This is a genomic window from Neobacillus niacini, from assembly GCF_019749295.1.
GTDB lineage: Bacteria > Bacillota > Bacilli > Bacillales > Cytobacillaceae > Neobacillus > Neobacillus niacini_D.
Window position 1 is genome coordinate 52,890 of record NZ_JACWFG010000027.1, and the last position, 19,272, is coordinate 72,161.

The window sequence follows — 19,272 nt, forward strand, 5'->3', positions numbered from 1 at the left end:
CTCTTTATTTTAAATACTTTTTTTGCGGGCTTCTTTAAACTAAACGTAAGAATGATAGAGCTTGGAGTTATTCTATTAAATTGAATAAAGTAGGTGATGCATTTGAGTTCTGCTATTTTACTAAGAGCCGAAGGAATATCAAAGTCGTTCCCAGGAGTGAAAGCATTGTCCAACGTCAACTTCAGCTTGCGAAGAGGTGAAATTCACTCCCTAATGGGTGAGAACGGAGCTGGGAAATCGACGTTAATAAAAGTGTTAACAGGTGTACATGAAAAAGACGAGGGATCGTTTTATTTAGAAGGAAAGCCAATCAGCCCCGTTTCGCCCCAAGACGCACAACGGTTAGGAATAAGCACCGTCTACCAGGAAATCAATTTATGTGAAAACCTTTCTGTTGCCGAAAATATCTTTATCGGCAGAGAGCCAAAGAAACGAGGGAGAATTGATTGGAAGGAAATGAATTGCAGGGCGGAGAGAATTCTATCCGAGCGGCTAAAAATTAATATTGATGTAACGAAAATTTTATCCTCTTATTCTACTGCTATTCAGCAAATGGTGGCGATTGCCAGGGCTGTCGATATATCAAGCGGCGTCCTGATACTTGATGAGCCAACCTCCAGTTTGGATAAAAACGAAGTAAAACAGCTGTTTGAGGTGATGACAAAATTAAAAAGTGAGGGCATGGGAATTGTTTTCATCAGTCATTTTTTGGATCAAATCTATGAAATTACCGATCGAATTACAATATTAAGAAATGGAGAACAAATCGGCGAATATGTAACGAAAGAAATTTCAAGATCCCAGCTGGTCTCGAAAATGATTGGCAGAGAATGGGGAAAAGATTCGAATCAAGAGAACAAGAATACAAGAAAAGAAGTGCAACAGGTATTTGTCAGCGCACAAAATTTGGGACGCAGGGGGATGATTAGCCCGCTCGATTTTACCTTACGAAAAGGAGAAATATTGGGATTGGCAGGTTTGCTAGGGTCAGGAAGAACAGAGTTTGCTAAAGTCCTTTTTGGAATTGAAAAGGCAGACCAAGGTGTGTTGACCATTGATCATCAACAAATCCGAAATATGACACCAAAAGCAGCCATAGATAAGGGCTTTAGTTTTTGCCCTGAGGACCGTAAAGTCGAGGGAATAGTCAACGATCTTTCAATTCGTGAGAATATCATTTTAGGTCTGCAAACAAAGAGAGGGTTGTTCAAGTACATCCCCATGAACGAGCAAAGGGAGATCGCTCAAAAATACATTGAATTGTTAAACATAAAAACCCCTAATATGGAAGAAAGAATTGATAATTTAAGCGGAGGCAACCAGCAAAAGGTGATCCTTGCTAGATGGCTGGCAACAGCTCCTAAGCTATTAATCTTAGATGAGCCGACCAGAGGAATTGATGTTGGTTCGAAGGCCGAGATACGGAAGTTAATCCTAGATTTAGCATCCCAGGGAATATCCATCCTGTTTATTTCTGCAGAACTAGAGGAAATGGTTGCTTGCTGTGACCGGGTCATCGTTCTTCGCGACCGAAAAAAAATAGGAGAATTAGACCGGACAGAGATGAGCGAATCGAGAATCATGGATATGATTGCGGAAGGAGTGCCAGTAGATGAAACATAATTTTTACAAGATCACACAGATGAAGATATTTTGGCCGCTTGTGGCTTTGGCTGTCCTCCTCCTGTTAAATCTCTTTTTACTGCCTGGGTTCTTTTCCATTCAAATAAAAGACGGACATTTGTTTGGAAGTGTAATCGATATTTTAAATCGTGTTATGCCATTATTAATTATTTCCCTTGGAATGACCATGGTCATTGCCAAAGAAGGTATTGACATCTCTGTTGGCTCTGTACTGGCGATCTCTGGTGCATTGGCTGCAGCGATGATGGAACATACATCTGTTTGGGTGGCACTTCTTGCTGCTGTGGGGGTGGGAATCATTTGCGGCCTTTGGAATGGGGTTTTAGTCTCTGTCTTTGAAATACAGCCAATGGTCGCAACCTTGATTTTATTGACAGTGGGCAGAGGAATTGCCCAATTGATCACGGGTGGGCAGATTTTATCCATTGACAATAGTGTATATCAATACCTTGGCTCTGGTTTTCTTCTGGGACTGCCATTTCCTATTTTCATCGGAGCAGCAATTTTTCTCATTATGATGTATTTAAAGAAGAGAACAGCGATGGGACTATTTCTTGAATCGATTGGGAACAACATGACAGCCAGTAAATTTGCTGGAATCCAGCCGAAAAAAATGATCATCTTGGTTTATACCATTTGTGGAGTTTGTGCTGCCATAGCCGGCATTATCGTCAGTGCAAATGTGAGCAGTGCGGATGCCAATAATGCAGGATTGTGGATTGAATTAGATGCCATCTTAGCTGTCGTAATTGGCGGAACCTCGATGCGTGGAGGCAGATATTTTCTTGGCGGAACGATCGTGGGAGCATTTTTTATTCAAACACTTTCAACAACCATCTATTCCGTAGGGATTAATCCGCAAATTGTCATGGTGGTAAAAGCAATCGTTGTTATCCTAGTTTGCTTATTTCAATCTCAAGAATTTAGAAAGCTATTTTTAAAGTTTACGAAGAAGAAGGTGAGCTTCTCATGAAATCACTTCCGTTTAGTATAAAGGAGAATCATATCTTTATTGTTGCCACCACGGCTCTTATTCTTTTGTTATATGGATATGGTTCTTTTTCTTTTACAGGATTTTCTAGTACCCAGGTAATCTTAAATCTTTTCATTGATAATGCCTATTTAATCATTGTAGCCACTGGTTTAGCGTTTGTGATTATTACAGGTGGAATTGATTTATCTGTAGGGGCGTTAGTGGCCTTTGTCAGTATGGTTTCTGCATCATTATTGGAGCAGGGTGTGAATGCTTATATCGTCATCCTAGTGACACTGCTAATCGGAATCATTTTTGGTGCATTTCAAGGATATATGATTGACCGTTTTGATTTACATCCTTGGATTGTCACACTTGCAGGTATGTTTTTAGCGAGGGGTGCAAGCTTTCTCATCAGTACCGACAGTATCGTCATTACCAATGAAACCTATAGCAGTATTTCACGTGCGAAGGTTTACATTCTGGGAGATAGCTATGTATCCATCGGGGCCATTGTTGCCATCATGGTGGTGATCATAGCGATTTACATGGCAAAGTTTTCAAAATTTGGTCGCAATGTTTATGCGATTGGCGGAAATGTAAAGTCTGCCAAATTAATGGGATTACCGGTGAAACGAACGATTATTTTGGTTTACACACTTTCAGGATTTTGTGCTTCCTTAGGTGGGTTGGTCTTTACCTTTTATATGCTGTCTGGCTATGGATTGCATTTGCTGGGGATGGAAATGGATGCCATTGCAGCGTGTGTCATTGGCGGGATCTTGTTGACAGGCGGATTCGGCTATTTAATAGGACCGCTTCTCGGCGTATTAAGTATGGGAATCATTCAGACATTGATTATGTTTCAAGGCACGCTAAGCTCATGGTGGACGAAGATTGCTGTAGGATTTCTCCTCTTTTTGTTTATCTTGCTCCAACGCTTGATTGTTATGAGAAGAGGAAGAAGGAAGGTCATTCGCTTGGAAAAGCAGAATCCATCACTCCCCGTTCCATCGCAGCCTGTTTCGGGTGACTTTAAGTAGGAAAATTTCATTCTGTAACGAATGTATTAGGTTAGGAGATTGATCAGTATAGGAAGGGAGTGTTTATTTTTGAAACGAAACCGGTCCAATAGGAAGACATTGCTTCACAAGGTTTTAGTGTTTACCCTTGTTCTTGTCACATTTTTACCTTCTTTTTCAAGAGAAAAAGCAGAGGCAGCACCAGTAGAGGAAACTAATATACCCAATACCTTTAAAAATCCGATTGTTCCTGTTTCAGGTCATGCCGGCTCTGCTGACCCCAGCGTAGTCTATAAGGATGGGTATTATTATTACGTAAAATCCGATAAAGATACCTCCATCATTGTGGCTAAAGCCAAAAGACTACAAGATATCGGAACTGCCCCGCGTGTTACGGTGTACACACCTCCAAGCGGGACGATGTACTCAAAAGAAATATGGGCACCTGAATTACAGTACTTAAATGGAAAGTGGTATATCTATTTCGCTGCTGATGATGGACGAAATGAGAATCATCGAATGTATGTCCTGGAAGGGAATTCTCAAGATCCACAAGGGACATACACATTTAAAGGGAAAATAAGTGATCCATCCGATGTCTGGGCGATTGATGGAATGGCCTTTCAAAAGGAAGATGGGTCCATGTACTTTGTTTGGTCCGGCTGGCGCAATGCAAACGATGGCATGCCGCAGCGAACGTATATTGCTCCAATGAGTAACCCTTGGACCATTAGCGGACCACGCGTGGAAATCTCATCACCAACACTACCATGGGAAGGTACAATTCAGGAAGGTCAGGAAGTTATCATCAAGGATGGAACGATATCAATTATCTATTCTGCCAATGGCAGCTGGATGGATGACTATGTGTTAGGACAATTAACCAATACGGATGGAGATGTTTTAAATCCTTCTTCTTGGACGAAGAAAAGTACACCTGTATTTGGAAAAAATCCAGAAGGTCAAGCATTTGGAACAGGACATCATGGCTTTACCAAGTCACCAGATGGAAAAGAGGATTGGATGGTTTATCATGCTTTTAGAAATTCGAATGGCGGGTGGGCGAATCGCAGCGTGAGAGCGCAGAAGTTTACATGGAACGAAGATGGAACCCCTAATTTTGGGACAGCTGTTTCATATGGTGCAGAACTCAAGGAACCTTCAGGAACACCAGACATACGAAGATATGAGTACGAAGCAGAGAATGCTGTAGTAGGAGGAATTGCCTTTGTTCGGAATTCGGCCAATGCTTCAGGAGAGAAAGTGGTAGGCCGACTTGATCATGAAAACAGTGATTATGTTCAATTTGATGTCGAGGTAGAAGAGCCAGGATTGTATACCCTTGTCGTGATGGCAGCCAACGGAACTTCTGCGGGTGCAGCTGCACAGCACAATGTAACCGTCAATGATGGCCCTAATCAAGTGATAGAGTATAAGAATTATGGCTGGGAAAATTACAACCCTTCATCCATGGATGTTACATTAAAGACTGGAAGAAATACGATTAAACTTTCAAAGAAAACCAATTTCGCTGAAATTGACAGAATTGTCCTCCAACCAGTGGAGACAAGTGATAAAGAAGTAAAGATTGAAAGCATTAGCACCGAGAACAAAGAGATGTCGATCAGTAAGGGTGATAATGTAACAGTGAAAGCGAGTATCCGCCCAATTGTCGGTACGGATAAGAATCTTAAGCTTTCATCATCGAATTCTAAGATTGCAACAGTATCCGAATTTGGAAGGGATTCAGCTACAGGAACAGTAACATTAGCTGTTAATGGAGTCGAGCCTGGTACGGCCATAATCAAAGTTGAAAGTGTGGATGGAAAAGTCGCTGCTGAATTTGAAATTACTGTCCGCGGTGAACCAAGCGAACCAGATCTTTCTGCCTTTACGGTCGATCACTTTGATCAAACAACATTAGATCGTCACTGGAACATCTTCCAAGAAAGTAAGGAAAATTGGAGTTTAACAAAAAATCCAGGTTCGATGACGATTCATACGACACCTACAGACATTTATCAAAATAATAACAGCCAGAACAATGTATTTTTACAAGAGATTGAAAAAGATAAAGATTTTGAGATTATCACAAAAGTGAGTGCTCCCATTGCGAAAAATCATCAGCAAGCGGGCTTATTTGTTTGGCAGGATGCAGATAATTTAGTGAAGTTAGCACATGTTTGGGCGGATGGTCCAACCATTGAAACAGCGTATGAAATAAAACAGGTATACCAGAAGCCAGGCAACTTTGCGCCACACCCCGGCAGCAATAGTATGACATTAAAAATAAAGAAGATAGGAAATCAATATACCACCTACTATTGGGATGGTTTTGAATGGATTCAAGCTGCTGATTCTTTGACAGCGAACCTGAAGGATATCAAAGTCGGATTCTTTGCGAATAATATCGTAGCCTCAAACGATAGAATTGATGCGGTTTTTGAATACTTTGCGGTCCGAGAAATATCCGGTGGAGTGAAGCTGGACGCAGATAAGCTTTCTTTAAAAGTATCGGAAAATAGTCAATTAAAGAATGTAGGTCCAAGTGAAAATGTTAAATGGAGCTCTAAAAATCCTTTGATTGCGACAGTATCTGATAAAGGTTTGGTTGAAGCAAAAGGAGTTGGCAGAACCATTATTAAAGTAGAAGATGAATCAGGGACCTATAGCGATGAAGTCGTTGTTACAGTTGAAGGTGATAAAGAGCAGCCAGTATTCCAAGATGACTTTAATGATCATGAAGCAGATGGCTGGTCACATTACGGTGGTAACTGGAAGGTAAATGACGGCAAATACACAGTAAACAGTGGTCCAGGATATAAAACGGTCTTAGAGAATCCTGAATTCACAGACTATATGTTAGAAGCAGATGTTCAAATTACAAGTGGCACCGAGGCAGGACTGATTTTTAGAGCATCCGATCTAGCTGTAGGAGCCGATTCGCTGGAAGGTTATTTTCTTGGAATAAATGCCCAAAATCAGAATGCCGTTCTTGGACAATTCTCAGAGGGCAAGTGGACCGAGATTGCTTCTAGAAAAATCCCGGTTAAATACAATGAAAACTATCATCTGAAAGTGGTGTTATCGGAAGGCCATATCCAGGCATACATTAACGACAACCCATTAAATACGATTCCGTATCCTAAATTCGACTTAGTCAGCAATACACATTTAAGTACTGGAAAAATAGGCTTTAGAACGTGGCATGCGGATGCCTCATTCGATAACGTGAAAGTTACTCCTTATAAGGAGGAAATTACAGGCCCGACCTATACAAATTCTGTCATGCCAGGAATTGCGGATCCTTATGTACTGTTCCATGAAGGGACCTATTATTTATATGGTACGCATACAGCGGATTGGCCGATGATGCAGAATGGAATAAAGGTGTACACCTCTACCGACCTTGTAAACTGGAAAGAACATGATGAATGGGCCCTGCATAGAGACAATTCTTGGGGAGAAAACCGGTTCTGGGCACCAGAGGTGATTGAAAAAGACGGTAAATTCTACATGTATTATGCAGTAGAGGAGAGATTAGCGGTTGCGACAAGCGACTCTCCATTAGGACCGTTTGTTCAGGAAAAGATGGAACCGATTCATCCAAATACGCCAGAGATTGATGCGCATATCTTTACCGATGAGGATGGCAAACAATACATGTATTTTGTCCGCTTTGAGGGAGGAAATGTCATTTATGTTGCCGAGTTAAACGATGACATGAAATCCATCAAAGAAGATACCGTAACCTTTGTAATGAGAGCTTCACAGGATTGGGAAAAGAGTACAAAACAGCCATCCTATCCTGTAAATGAGGGTGCGTTTGTCATCAAGCATAAAGATACCTATTATTTAACCTATTCTGCTAATCATTTTGAAAGCCCTGATTACGGTGTTGGCTATGCAACAGCTCCAACTCCGATGGGACCATGGACAAAGTACGAAAACAACCCGATTATGAAATCTAATATTGTTGTCCCAGGGGCAGGACATCACTCTCTCATTCATTCACCGGACGGAACGGAATTGTTTATGGTTTACCATACTCATAATAGTACGAAGGCAACTGAACCAAGAAAACTAGCGATTGATAGAGTACAATTTGTTCCACAAGAAAATGGGCCGGACATAATGGAAGTGTGGGGACCAACTGTCACCCCGCAGCCAATGCCTTCGAACAAAATGATTCTTAAGTCGGTTAACCTCGAGGCGGAGCATACGACCTTGCAAAGAAACCAAACATCCGAACTCAAAGTAATTGGCGGACTTACGAATGGGAAAGAAGCAGACTTAACGAAAGCCGACGTTGTCTATGTAACGAGCAACGAAGATGTGATTAGCATCGAGGAAGGGAAGCTAATTGCTCATCAAGCCGGGACTGCTGAGGTTTTTGTACAAGTGACATTGAATGGCCTTACCGTAAAATCAAATATACTAAATATTGAAGTGACCACCAGTATCGATTCTATTAAACAACTCATCATAAGCTATGAAGATACTAAAAAAATAAATCTTCCTTTGTCCAGCCAATTAAAGAACAGTCTAGACCAAGCTTCCCACCAACTTAAGATAGGGGATAAACAACAAGCAATGAAAAAAATGAATGATTTCTTAAAACACCTCAATAACGAAGCAATGAGTAAATTTATATCGGTAGAAGGAAAACAAGTGCTCCATGAAGATGCAAATGCGCTAATAAAAATATGGGAGCAGCATAGACAGTAAGATTGACAGATATAAGGATAGCAGCATTAGATTGCTGCTGTCCCTTTTTTATAATAAGGAGATGAACACATTGGAGACTTCAGTAATAGACATTCAACAAATATTAGAGGAAGTAGAGGAACACTTAAAAAAAGGGATTATTCCTTTTTGGTTAAAAAAAGGGTTTGACAATCACTATGGAGGATATTTCACATGTTTTGACGCAGAAGGGTCGTTAGGTGACGATACAGACAAATACATAGTAACCCAATGCAGGATGATATGGGCATTTTCAGCTTTTTATCAATTATATCCAAAAGATAAAGAGCTTCTAGTTATGGCCGAGCAAGGAGTTAACTTTCTATTAGATCATTTTTGGGATCATGAACACGGAGGTTGGTATTGGAAGGTTAAAAGAGATGGAACACTCATTGACCCTGGAAAAGTCGTATACGGTCAAAGCTTTGCGATCTATGCACTATCACAGTTCTACCAAGTGACAAAGGACCCAATTGCTCTAGACTGCGCGGAAAAAACGTACAATCTTTTGCAGATCTATTGTTGTGATACTTTGAATGGCGGGTATTATGAAAACCTTGAACATGATTGGCAAGTATCTGCTGAGGGGTTTTGTGGAGGTGACCGAAAATCTCTTGATGTTCATATGCACCTTCTTGAGGCATTTACGGTTCTAGCGCAATGCAGCCAAAAAGAACACCACAAGAGAAAATTACAAGAAATCATCGACCTCATCCTAAATCATATGATCAATCATGAGGACGGATGTGGACGCAATCAGTTTAATCGAGAATTTATGCCAATACCTGCAATATCCATTCGTAGGACTTGGAATGCTGAAAGACAAGGCTCTCAAAAGATTGATGAACCAAGAGATACAACTTCCTACGGACATAATCTTGAATTAGTATGGCTTTTAAACAGAGCTGTTGAAGTACTTGGTCTTCCTAAACATTCTTTCTATGAACTAACGAGAAAAATAGCATACCACACGTTAAAATTTGGGTACGATATTGAATTAGGCGGCGTGTACAGAGACGGTCCCCATCAAGGTGCAGCGTATATTACGGATAAAGAATTCTGGCAAAACCAAGAAGCTTTAGTGGGTTTTTTGGATGCGTATGAAATATTGAATGATGACAAAATGCTCACTGCCTTTAAGAAAACATGGGAATTCTCAAAGAAATATCTCATTAACTGGAAACAAGGAGAATGGCGGCAATTAGTAGACAAGGAGGGGAATGCTTTAATAGGAGACTTAGGGAACCCTTGGAAGGCTTGCTATCATTCAGGACGTTCTATGTTAGAGGTAAAGCAGCGATTAGAACAAATACTAGTATTAGTAAATGAGTGAAGTAGAAGGTTCATCTTCTACTTTTTTTTGTTCAATTTAAGCGGGGATAATAAACGATATCAGAAAATTGCAAATCTTAGCGTCTTATTGTAAATATTTCTAACACATTTCTTGGTAAAGTTGTAGTTGAAAACAAGAATGTGGAGGAGGTCGCAACGAGCAGGATGTAAGCAGTTTAAATCTAATAGTGATAGTAATGGAGGCAGGGAGAAGAGAATGAAGAAAAAATTATTAGTCTATTCAACGATCATGACCATGGTTCTTTCACAGGCAGTCGGACTTAGTGCTGCAACACCCTCATCAGTTAAAGCAGCCGATATGGAGAAAGTGCATGGACTTAAAGGAGAATATTATACGTCATCGGGTCCAGGGAAATTTGATTTCAATCAATTGAAAACAACGATTGTCGACTATAATATTAATTTTCCTGATTTGGAACCAACTTTAAATCTATTTACTGGTCAACAGGATGATGTTAACGTCAGATGGTCGGGTAAAATTGTTCCGGAGCATACCGAGGATTATACGTTTTATATGATTGGTGATAATGGATTCAGGGTTTGGATTGACGGAAAATTGGCAATCGATTTTTGGGAGGATAAATGGGATATTGAGCAAAAAAGTGCACCCATTACATTAGAAGCTGGAAAAGAATATGATATCAAAATTGAATACTTTGAAAATTATGGTGGATCGAATCTTAGACTCTATTGGTCTAGTCCGAGTACTGAAAAACAAATTGTTCCAAGCAGTGCCTTTTTTCTTCCAGATGATTACAGTTTAAGTAATGATATTAAAACGATAAAAGTATTAGAAGATGGGAAACACGTTGAATTAGTATTTAACCATGAGCTGGCAGGTCTGCCGGAAGGCCTTCAGGAGAGTTTTAAAGTCAACTTAAGCGGGCGGCAATGGGATCTTGTAAATCTTTCATTAAAGAAAGATGACCCGTCAACCATTGTACTTGAAACCAGTGCACCAATCTATGAAAGATCGGCTAATAATGTTTTAGTCAGTTATGATGGAAAAGGTAATATCGTAACCAAAGAGGGGAAAGTCGTAGCGGAATTTTTAAACAGAGCCGAAAACCTTTCACAATACAACATCGAATCACCGTGGGCTGATCAAGTAGACCCTAAAAATGTCTTGCCAGAATACCCACGCCCTCAAATGGTACGGGAGAATTGGCTGAACCTGAATGGGGAGTGGGAGTTCCAGCGTGCAGCAGAAGGGGAAGCAGTTCCTACAGGTAAAAAACTAGAAGAATCGATCCTAGTTCCATTTGCAGTCGAATCCGACCTATCCGGAATTGATAGACAGGAAAAACATATGTGGTATAAGCGAAGCTTTACCGTACCATCTAAATGGAATGGTGAAAGGATTAAATTGAATTTTGATGCCGTTGATTATAAAACGGTCGTCTATGTGAACGGAGAAGAAGTAGGTGAGCATATTGGCGGTTATGATGCCTTCAGCTTTGATATTACCGATCATTTAGTAAAAGGTGACAATGAATTGATTGTAGAAGTCCATGACGAGACATCAGGCGGCCAAGCAAGAGGCAAGCAAACTACGAATCCGGAAGGTATTTGGTATGAATCTACTTCTGGAATTTGGCAGTCTGTTTGGTTAGAACCAGTTAAAGAGGCACATATTGAATCAATCAAAACGGCAGCAGATATTCATGAAGATAAAGTAAATGTAACCGTTAATGGTCAGAACCTCGAAAATAAAACGATTGAAGCGATTGTGTATCAAAAAGGAAAGAAAGTAGGAGTGGCTAGCGGTAAAGCAGGAGAAACATTCGCAGTCTCTGTACCAAACCCACACTTATGGACGACAAAAGATCCATATTTATATGATTTACAAGTCAATGTAAAGGATAACACTGGCGTTCTAGATACCGTTAAAAGCTATTTTGGAATGAGGGAAATTTCGCTTGGCAAAGTAAATGGGCAGCTTCGTCCATTGTTAAATGGAGAATTTATTTTCCAGATGGGGCCTTTAGATCAAGGGTACTGGCCGGAGAGTGGTTTAACGGCACCAACAGATGAAGCGTTAAAATTTGATATCGAAAAAACAAAAGAACTTGGATTCAATATGATACGAAAGCATATCAAAGTAGAGCCTGAACGCTGGTATTATTGGGCAGACAAACTAGGGATGATTGTCTGGCAGGATATGCCGAGCATGGAAGGTTCAGGTGCCGGGGCTAGAGCAACAGATGCCGATCGTAAACAATATGAAAGTGAATTTAATGAAATGATTCAAGAAAAATATAATCATCCATCCATTTTCTTATGGACTGTGTTTAATGAAGGCTGGGGCCAATACGATACGGTACGAATGACAAGATGGGTAGAGAGTCTTGATCCGACTCGTTTAGTCTCAAATGCAAGCGGTTGGACTGATGCAAATGTAGGGGATGTATTAGACTGGCATACGTATACGGCTCCTAGATCACCTCAAGTGGAGGAAAACCGAATTGCGGTTATTGGGGAATATGGTGGACTCGGTTTAGCAACACCAGGTCATGAGTGGGGCACAACTGGTTGGAATTATGTCATGATGAAAGACAAAGAAGAAGTCACTAATACGTATGTTGAATATATTGAATCGTTAAAACGCTATATGTATGGTAATGGTCTAAGTGCAGCCGTTTATACGCAAACAACCGATGTAGAAGGTGAGCTAAATGGTCTTCTAACTTATGACAGGAAATTGGTGAAAATGGATGAAGACTCAGTACGTGAAGCTAACCAGTCATTAATCGCCTTATCCTCAGCGAAGGTGGTTTTAAAAGATAAGATCGAGGATGCAAAGGCCACTCAAAAGGGTGCTAAAAAAGGAGATGGGCCTGGAGACTATTCAAACGAAGCAATTAAATTTTTGAAGGACTCCATCAAAGCAGCAAACAAGGTACACAACAATCCCAAAGCAACTACCGATGAACAATTTGCTGCTGTCGAAACTTTAACCAAACAACTAGCAGAATTTAAAGACATGGTGATTCCGCCAATTGAAGCAGGGGCACAAGTGGATCAATTTGATAGCACTACATTGTCACAAGCTTGGTCGATTTTCCAGGAAGATGCTTCTAAATGGAGCTTAACAGAAAAGCCTGGTCATTTAATGATCACGGCACAACAAGGCGATTCACATGAAGGCAACAATTCGATTAAAAATATGTTCCTTCAGGATGCACCTGCTGGTGACTTTGAAATCACGACGAAACTGAACGCCTCTGTCAAAAATAACCATGAGCAAGGTGGTTTATACCTTTGGGAGGATGCAGATAATTATGTCCGTTTCGGTCACGTTTGGGATAATGGCTTAAAGCTTGAAACCGCGAAGGAAGAAGATGCAAAATATAGTAAAGCACAGAACATCGCACAACATCCTGGTGATGAAAGTGTTTACTTGAAAATCAAGAAAACCGGTAATACTATTTCAACCTTTTTCTGGGCCAATGGAGAATGGCAAAAAGCAGCTGATCCCATTACAACAGATATTAAAGTTAGCAAAGTAGGACTTTATGGAGCAAGTCCAGTAAGCGGTCAACTCGTTCCGATGACATTTGATTATTTTACTTTACAAAGTCTTCAGCAATGATTTGCCCCATTTTGTAGGAAAGGATCAACATAATCGTTGTCTTTTTTATCGCAGTAAACGCAGTCAGTCCCATGCTTGGGAAACTGGCTGCATTTTTTTGTTATAAGCCATATTTCAATTGATTTGTTGGATTTTAATCTTATGCCAAATAGCTTGCCAATTCTTTTTTTTCATTCGTTCCTCGTAAATGGCAGCAAGTTCTTTTGTTTCAGTAAAATAGGGAGTCGGTTTCACCTCTAAATTGATAACATCATCTAATCCCCAAGGAGCAGTAAGAACTAAATTATTTTCCATGTCCAGTTTCACTCCTAGAGATGTCACAGTTTCCGGAAACCGTGAAATAGCATCTTCCGAAGAAGTATAGTGTGCTAGATTATTAATCAAGTGCATTCTTGCTTGATTTTTCACGGACCAAGGAATAGTAGGCATTATGCTTACTAGCTTATTCTCTAGTTTCTTTTCAAATTTCTCATCCATGTTTTTGTTATCATAATAGATTACATCAACATCCGGGATCTCCGTTCTTTCATTAAATCCATGCAGCGTGTCCCAGATTTTTGAACGCACAAATCCTGCACATATCCACCAGTCAGGTAAATTTAGTGTGCTTGCAACCTTTATAATCTCCATCATTTTTTCATCGCTGCGGATTAGTTTTTTTACATCTTCTTCATTATTTAACATCTAACTTTACACCTCTGTTCGAGAACATATATTCCTATTTTATCACGTTAAGGAGTATAAAGGGAGAATATTCCATTAAATGACCAAAGGCTCTGACCGGAAAAATTAGTATAGCGGGGGGATACGTATAGAATTAAAATGAAACATTAAACAATTAAACACGTATAAGTAATAAGAATCAGCTTTCCGGGGGAGGGGCAATACTATGATTGGAAATGCAAAGAAGCACTATTGGGTATTATCGATAATAATATTGGTCGTTAGTCTATTTTTGATGGGATGTCAATCCTCAAAAAATGTTGTGGAAGAAACGAATGAAAAATTATTAGTAAATGAAAACGTTACGCTAGAGAATTATGAAAAGATAAAGATTGGGGACCCAAAAACCGGTAATGGTGGTATGACCTATGAGGAAGTTTTGGTTTTAATGGGTGATATATCCCCACAATTTCATTCAGAAATAAAACGAAAAAAGACTAGCTAATTCAGAAACGGGTCCCGTTTCCTATCACAAACATTCAAAATGTAATTAAAATGGGTGTCAATTTGTATATTGACACTCATTTTTGTTGGTTTAAAGCCATTTGTGTTGGAATTACATAAAAAACAGTATAGGAAAAATGCACCCCAATTTGGATATATAATTGTCTTACACAATGCTTATGAAGTACTTTATAATTGGAAATATGTGTTGAGTTGAAATAAAGTTTGTGAAGAAATGTACTCACGCTAACAATGCAGGTTAGCTTAAAAAGGATAGTTAATTCTAGTCTAACAACCAGTCTTCATATCCATAAAGGAGAAATTAATGTGAAGGAAAAAAATTAAAAGAGATTGCAGTTATTGCATTAGTTGCAATCGCAATTAGCACCGGATTTATTGCCTTTTGGTTGGCTCAAATCGTGGACTTATTGAGTCTCAAAGCTAACAATTAATTATTAACTTTATTCTTCCTAGTAAGATTTTGAAATATATTTCTTAAACTATAGGGCCTTTCCTTTAAGTACAGGCTGCTAATTACTGCAGTCTTTTTTGAACTAAAGTAGCAGGTAAGTCAACAAAGAAATTTTTGATAAAATTTACTAGGAAGTTTTATTCGGAGAGGGGGTTATAAATGATATTGGTAAGTTCTTGCTTAGCGGGGTTGAAGGTGAGATATAACAGCACACACAGTTTTAATAATGGAATAGCTAAACTTGTAGAAGAAAATAAAGCTATTACAATATGTCCAGAATTACTAGGCGGATTTTCAACTCCCAGAGAACCTGCTGAAATAATAGGTGGAAACGGAGAAGATGTACTTGATGGAAAGGCTAAAGTAATTGAAAAGTCAGGAAAAGATGTCACGGACTTTTACATAAAAGGTGCTTACGCTACTCTAAATAAAGCGAAAGAAATAAATGCGACCCTAGTAGTACTAAAGGAATATAGCCCATCCTGTGGCAGTTCAATGATTTATAACGGTGAATTCATTGGTCAAAAACTTGAGGGGATGGGCGTCACTTCTGCTTTATTAAAAAGAAATGGATTAAAGGTAATTTCAGAAGAACAATTCTCAGAAACCTTCCTATAAGATAATGCAAAAGAAAGTATTTAGCAGCTCAGGACTTGCTGCTGGAAGTAATGTCGCCCACCCATTGTGCCCAAATGGGAGAAATGGGAATTTCACAAAACGCAAGGAAATGACGAAGGGGGATTTATTAATTTCGAACGTTTAACTTTCAAGGCGATTAATTCCCCTGATGTTTATTCATTATGAAAAGCGGTTTTAAAATTAACCAGTAATACAAGGCAAATAAATAAGCAACCTGAAGGCTACTTATTGATGATTCTTACTTATTAAAATCTAGGGGTAAATAAGCATTTTTGCCTTGAGTATAACCTACATTATCTAAATAGAATCCTGTTAAATCATGCACTGCATATGAAATTTCTTCATTCATTTCAATGGGATCGCCCTCAACATAAATTAATTGAACCCCTGAATTATATCCAATCGATACTTTGCCGTGCTCATATCCTTGCTCAGTTAATACTTTGTCTAATGCTATTACTACTCCTTCTATTGTGTTGGGAATCTCTTCTGCTGGGCGCACCTTATAAAATTTGATATATAATTCGCCATCTGGAGTAGATATAAGGTCTGAATAGCGATTAACAAATCCGTTACCATAATGATAATTTATAGTGTCAATAGTCATTTCTTTATCTTGAACAAACCACCCTGGATATCCTTGATCGCTGGGAGCCTCATTTAAATAAACCAAGACAACCGGATTTGTTCCTTCTTTTACTTCAACCCTTTTTACATCCCAATGAGTAAGCTCTGAAACCGATTTTGCAATTAAATCTTCTTCTTTTGTTGGTGTTGGAGCTTCAACTAAAGGCGGAACTGTTTGACTAGGCTCAATCTTCTTAACTTGTCCATAACCAGTTCCTTTACCACCGTATTCTTTTCCAATTGCTTTTCCTTTGTTATTTGTGTTAGATACATTAGATACTTTATTTGTTGTATTATCTTTGATTTGTTGTTTTGTTGTGTCTGCTTGATTACATCCAGTTAGTACCAATACTAAAACAAGTCCAAGTCTAAATAGTTTCATTATGAATACCTCCACTTTAGCTAGTACTCATTTAGTATTCTGAACCTCGTTTGTTTGTATTCAGTTAAAAAGGTATCAAAGTAACGTATGTAGAATGATATTGGGGAGTAGTTCAAAGGGCTTCTCCTTTTTACGTTTTTTTAGACATGTTGTTGAGTTTATTCTTCAACTATAGATGCAGGTTAGTTGAAGAAAGGGAAAATTTACATATGATAGTATTGAAGAAAGTCTTCTTTTATAGGACTTAATAATCCAATTAATAGGTGAGCAAATGACTAACATTATAATCCTTATTAAACTAATGGGTGCAATAGTTGAAGAACGAGGGATTGCTGCGGCAATCCTTTTTTATATTGAGCTAACGATGCAGGTTAGTGTAAGAATGAAGGTTTTTTTAGATAAGTATAGAATTGTAAAATTATGAGAAAGTTTCCAATTAAATTCATCTAAAAAAGTCTGTATTTTTTCTTGGAGGATTTCAAATGAGTAAGAAAAAACTCTATTTACTAAGTTTTATTATTACAATTGCTTGTGCTTTTATCCCTTATCCTTATGGGGAGAAAATAGAATCCCAACATTCATCCGGTTTTCCAGCACAAGTAATCGATTTTTATACAATTGAAAAGTTACATTTTGGTTTTCAATTGTTGGGTTTTATGTTGTGAAAGTTAATATCCAGATAGGTGGTTTGTGACATATTACACTTAAAATATAGGGTAGCATTACTGGAACAACGGTCTTGCTTTTTCTTATTGTAGTAACTGGGCATTTTAGTGTAAAAGGACTTTGGTGAAAACGTATAGAAATAAAGAGATGAAGAGGAGAGGAATGAGGAAAATGGAAACGGTTGGTGCTATTTATCCAATTATTTTTTGGGTAGTAATTTTGGGGGGAATTGGTTTTGGATTATATCGATTTTTAAAACGAAACAAAAACAACACTCGAGATAAGTAATGCTTACTTCACTAACGAAGCAGATTACTTCAATAAATTTGGAGGGAGATTATTGAGAATATGATAAGGTTTGAAATAGCGAGTTGGTAAGGTCGTTAAGGGGTGAGTAGTTCAAAGTATAATGAGAATCTTGTTACAAAATATACATAAGGAGTTTAGTAATGGAAAAGTGGGATTTGTATGATAAGCATCGTAATAAAATAGAGAAACAAATAACTCGTGGAGATGAAATGACATCAGACGAGTTTCATTTAGTAGTACACGTATGTATATTTAATTCAAAAGGAGAGATGCTCATTCAGCAGCGTCAGCCCTTTAAGCAAGGGTGGTCGAACCTTTGGGATATCACTTGTGGTGGTAGTGCGGTTGCAGGCGATACAAGTCAGCAGGCTGCTTCAAGAGAGTTATTCGAGGAGTTGGGGATTCATTATAACTTTGAAAAAATACGTCCACAATTTACTATTAACTTTGAATGCGGCTTTGATGATTATTATTTAATTGAATATGACTTTAATTTGAATGAATTGAAGTTACAGACTGAAGAGGTACAAGCAGCCAAATGGGCTTCTAAAGAGGAAATCTTAAAGCTAATCGAACTAAAAAAATTTATACCTTATTATGAGAGTATCATTGCGTTTCTTTTTGAGGGTCGACATCAGTATGGCTCTATTCGTCTTTAAGATGGTGTAAATTGTACCTATAAAAACTAAAATCACCTATTAATTACTATACAGCCTTTATATGCTAAAGTAATAATCTCCCTTATTAAGTGCAAGTTAATAACAAATAATTGACGGAGGTTATTAGTGTGCTTAATAAAAAAGAGAAGATAACATCACTATTTTGGATTGCTATACTTGGCTTAATTTTAACAACAATATATACAATAATCCTTGGGATTTTAGGATATAGGACAATGAATAGGATCGACTATATTTACAAACAGAATAAACAAAGTTCAAAGAATAGTTAAAAGGAGCGACAGGGATGTCGCTCTTTATAATTCTTCCTTAACTAAAGGTGCAGTTTAGATAAAGAAGAAATGCCATTATTAGCTGGTACCTATTGCTCCGAATCAAGTCAGACAATAGTTATTGTTGTTTCTGAGCAGCCCATCTAATTATTGTCATTAAAAATCTAACCATTAAGAAAGTAGAAGCAATTGAAAAAAAACTATGTATTGAGGTCCAAGACTTTTTATATTTAATTAATTTTGTATTTTTCTCAAGCCAATGTTCAGCTAATGCCGATGGAAGACTAAATAATAAGCACTTTAATAAAATCCCTTTAGTTGTTGAATTCTTAGTAACTTGATTGAAATAAATACAAGTAATAGGAAAGATTAAGTAACTAAACAAAGCACTTATATCAAGGGTTTTAAATAAGTTAACTGGGTACTTAATATATCCTTTTTTCACAAAAAAATTATCCAAAATGGATGCAATGTAACTTTTTAACAAAAAAATTATTATCCAATCCTTCATTGGAGGCTTTCTTATTAAATTAAAAAAAGCACCGATTCCAAAGATGAATAATATTCTTAATGTGTTTTTTTCGAACTTATTTACCATGTTGCTCCTCCTTTTCCTTACCTTTAGTTTGACCAAAAGAGGAGAATAAATAATGGTTAAAGATAAGGTCTCTGCGGCGGTCTTTTTGCTTGTTCAGATAAACCAGCTAATAGTTTGTCAATATTTTTCA

The 19,272-nt window shown here is 38.2% G+C and carries 15 protein-coding genes; 12 read left to right on the forward strand and 3 right to left on the reverse strand.

Annotated elements, in window-relative coordinates:
• The first annotated feature begins 102 nt into the window (after positions 1 to 102).
• The 6 genes from H0184_RS25770 to H0184_RS25795 all read left to right on the forward strand — a co-directional run bounded on the left by H0184_RS25770 (position 103) and on the right by H0184_RS25795 (position 13,330).
• Positions 103 to 1,623: a sugar ABC transporter ATP-binding protein gene (locus H0184_RS25770; RefSeq protein WP_260631805.1), complete on the forward strand. Its 1,521-nt coding sequence runs from the start codon at positions 103 to 105 to the stop codon at positions 1,621 to 1,623.
• The gene (locus H0184_RS25775) at positions 1,613 to 2,617 is read left to right on the forward strand and encodes an ABC transporter permease (RefSeq protein WP_221830323.1); all 1,005 of its coding nucleotides are present in this window, start codon (positions 1,613 to 1,615) and stop codon (positions 2,615 to 2,617) included. The genes H0184_RS25770 and H0184_RS25775 overlap by 11 nt, the downstream gene beginning before the upstream one ends.
• The gene (gene yjfF, locus H0184_RS25780) at positions 2,614 to 3,660 is read left to right on the forward strand and encodes a galactofuranose ABC transporter, permease protein YjfF (RefSeq protein WP_221830325.1); all 1,047 of its coding nucleotides are present in this window, start codon (positions 2,614 to 2,616) and stop codon (positions 3,658 to 3,660) included. Before H0184_RS25775 ends, yjfF begins: the two co-directional genes overlap by 4 nt.
• Before the next feature lie 69 nt (positions 3,661 to 3,729).
• Positions 3,730 to 8,367, forward strand: coding sequence for a family 43 glycosylhydrolase (locus tag H0184_RS25785; RefSeq protein ID WP_221830326.1), 4,638 nt, complete (start codon positions 3,730 to 3,732; stop codon positions 8,365 to 8,367).
• Positions 8,368 to 8,437: 70 nt separating this feature from the next.
• Positions 8,438 to 9,718: an AGE family epimerase/isomerase gene (locus H0184_RS25790; protein ID WP_221830329.1), complete on the forward strand. Its 1,281-nt coding sequence runs from the start codon at positions 8,438 to 8,440 to the stop codon at positions 9,716 to 9,718.
• A gap of 216 nt (positions 9,719 to 9,934) precedes the next feature.
• Positions 9,935 to 13,330 carry a PA14 domain-containing protein gene (locus H0184_RS25795; protein WP_221830338.1) on the forward strand — a complete coding sequence of 1,132 codons (3,396 nt, stop codon included), beginning with the start codon at positions 9,935 to 9,937 and terminating at the stop codon, positions 13,328 to 13,330.
• Positions 13,331 to 13,444: 114 nt separating this feature from the next.
• On the opposite strand, the gene H0184_RS25800 is transcribed toward H0184_RS25795, so the two are convergent.
• Positions 13,445 to 14,014 (reverse strand): nucleotidyltransferase family protein, encoded by a 570-nt coding sequence (locus H0184_RS25800; protein WP_221830341.1) that lies wholly within the window; start codon positions 14,012 to 14,014, stop codon positions 13,445 to 13,447.
• A 205-nt stretch (positions 14,015 to 14,219) separates the two neighbouring features.
• Here H0184_RS25800 and H0184_RS25805 point away from each other — a divergent pair, with 205 nt between their 5' ends.
• A complete protein-coding gene (locus H0184_RS25805; RefSeq protein ID WP_221830343.1) occupies positions 14,220 to 14,498 on the forward strand; it encodes a hypothetical protein in 279 nt (92 codons plus the stop codon).
• A gap of 630 nt (positions 14,499 to 15,128) precedes the next feature.
• The gene (locus tag H0184_RS25810; RefSeq protein WP_221830345.1) at positions 15,129 to 15,587 is read left to right on the forward strand and encodes a 2-thiouracil desulfurase family protein; all 459 of its coding nucleotides are present in this window, start codon (positions 15,129 to 15,131) and stop codon (positions 15,585 to 15,587) included.
• Between the two features lie 259 nt (positions 15,588 to 15,846).
• Here the strand turns inward: H0184_RS25810 and H0184_RS25815 are convergent, their stop codons facing one another.
• Positions 15,847 to 16,617 carry a hypothetical protein gene (locus H0184_RS25815; protein WP_221830348.1) on the reverse strand — a complete coding sequence of 257 codons (771 nt, stop codon included), beginning with the start codon at positions 16,615 to 16,617 and terminating at the stop codon, positions 15,847 to 15,849.
• A gap of 271 nt (positions 16,618 to 16,888) precedes the next feature.
• On the opposite strand from H0184_RS25815, the gene H0184_RS25820 reads away from it, so the two are divergent.
• The 4 genes from H0184_RS25820 (at position 16,889) to H0184_RS25830 (ending at position 18,251) form a co-directional block, all read left to right on the forward strand.
• Positions 16,889 to 17,041 (forward strand): hypothetical protein, encoded by a 153-nt coding sequence (locus H0184_RS25820; protein ID WP_221830350.1) that lies wholly within the window; start codon positions 16,889 to 16,891, stop codon positions 17,039 to 17,041.
• Between the two features lie 58 nt (positions 17,042 to 17,099).
• Positions 17,100 to 17,282, forward strand: coding sequence for a hypothetical protein (locus H0184_RS25825; RefSeq protein WP_221830352.1), 183 nt, complete (start codon positions 17,100 to 17,102; stop codon positions 17,280 to 17,282).
• 163 nt (positions 17,283 to 17,445) lie between these two features.
• Positions 17,446 to 17,571, forward strand: a complete 126-nt coding sequence (locus H0184_RS27905; RefSeq protein ID WP_260631806.1) for a hypothetical protein — start codon at positions 17,446 to 17,448, stop codon at positions 17,569 to 17,571.
• A gap of 161 nt (positions 17,572 to 17,732) precedes the next feature.
• Positions 17,733 to 18,251 carry an NUDIX hydrolase gene (locus H0184_RS25830; protein ID WP_221830354.1) on the forward strand — a complete coding sequence of 173 codons (519 nt, stop codon included), beginning with the start codon at positions 17,733 to 17,735 and terminating at the stop codon, positions 18,249 to 18,251.
• A gap of 411 nt (positions 18,252 to 18,662) precedes the next feature.
• On the opposite strand, the gene H0184_RS25835 is transcribed toward H0184_RS25830, so the two are convergent.
• Positions 18,663 to 19,142 (reverse strand): CBO0543 family protein, encoded by a 480-nt coding sequence (locus tag H0184_RS25835; RefSeq protein WP_221830356.1) that lies wholly within the window; start codon positions 19,140 to 19,142, stop codon positions 18,663 to 18,665.
• Positions 19,143 to 19,272: the final 130 nt, after the last annotated feature.

Bases quoted from the DNA above. Each gene is read 5' to 3' on its own strand.
- H0184_RS25775 (WP_221830323.1), top strand. From the start codon at position 1,613: ATGAAACATAATTTTTACAAGATCACACAGATGAAGATATTTTGGCCG.
- yjfF (WP_221830325.1), top strand. From the start codon at position 2,614: ATGAAATCACTTCCGTTTAGTATAAAGGAGAATCATATCTTTATTGTT.
- H0184_RS25795 (WP_221830338.1), top strand. From the start codon at position 9,935: ATGAAGAAAAAATTATTAGTCTATTCAACGATCATGACCATGGTTCTT.
- H0184_RS25800 (WP_221830341.1), bottom strand. From the start codon at position 14,014: ATGTTAAATAATGAAGAAGATGTAAAAAAACTAATCCGCAGCGATGAA.
- H0184_RS25805 (WP_221830343.1), top strand. From the start codon at position 14,220: ATGATTGGAAATGCAAAGAAGCACTATTGGGTATTATCGATAATAATA.
- H0184_RS25810 (WP_221830345.1), top strand. From the start codon at position 15,129: ATGATATTGGTAAGTTCTTGCTTAGCGGGGTTGAAGGTGAGATATAAC.
- H0184_RS25815 (WP_221830348.1), bottom strand. From the start codon at position 16,617: ATGAAACTATTTAGACTTGGACTTGTTTTAGTATTGGTACTAACTGGA.
- H0184_RS25820 (WP_221830350.1), top strand. From the start codon at position 16,889: ATGACTAACATTATAATCCTTATTAAACTAATGGGTGCAATAGTTGAA.
- H0184_RS25825 (WP_221830352.1), top strand. From the start codon at position 17,100: ATGAGTAAGAAAAAACTCTATTTACTAAGTTTTATTATTACAATTGCT.
- H0184_RS27905 (WP_260631806.1), top strand. From the start codon at position 17,446: ATGAGGAAAATGGAAACGGTTGGTGCTATTTATCCAATTATTTTTTGG.
- H0184_RS25830 (WP_221830354.1), top strand. From the start codon at position 17,733: ATGGAAAAGTGGGATTTGTATGATAAGCATCGTAATAAAATAGAGAAA.
- H0184_RS25835 (WP_221830356.1), bottom strand. From the start codon at position 19,142: ATGGTAAATAAGTTCGAAAAAAACACATTAAGAATATTATTCATCTTT.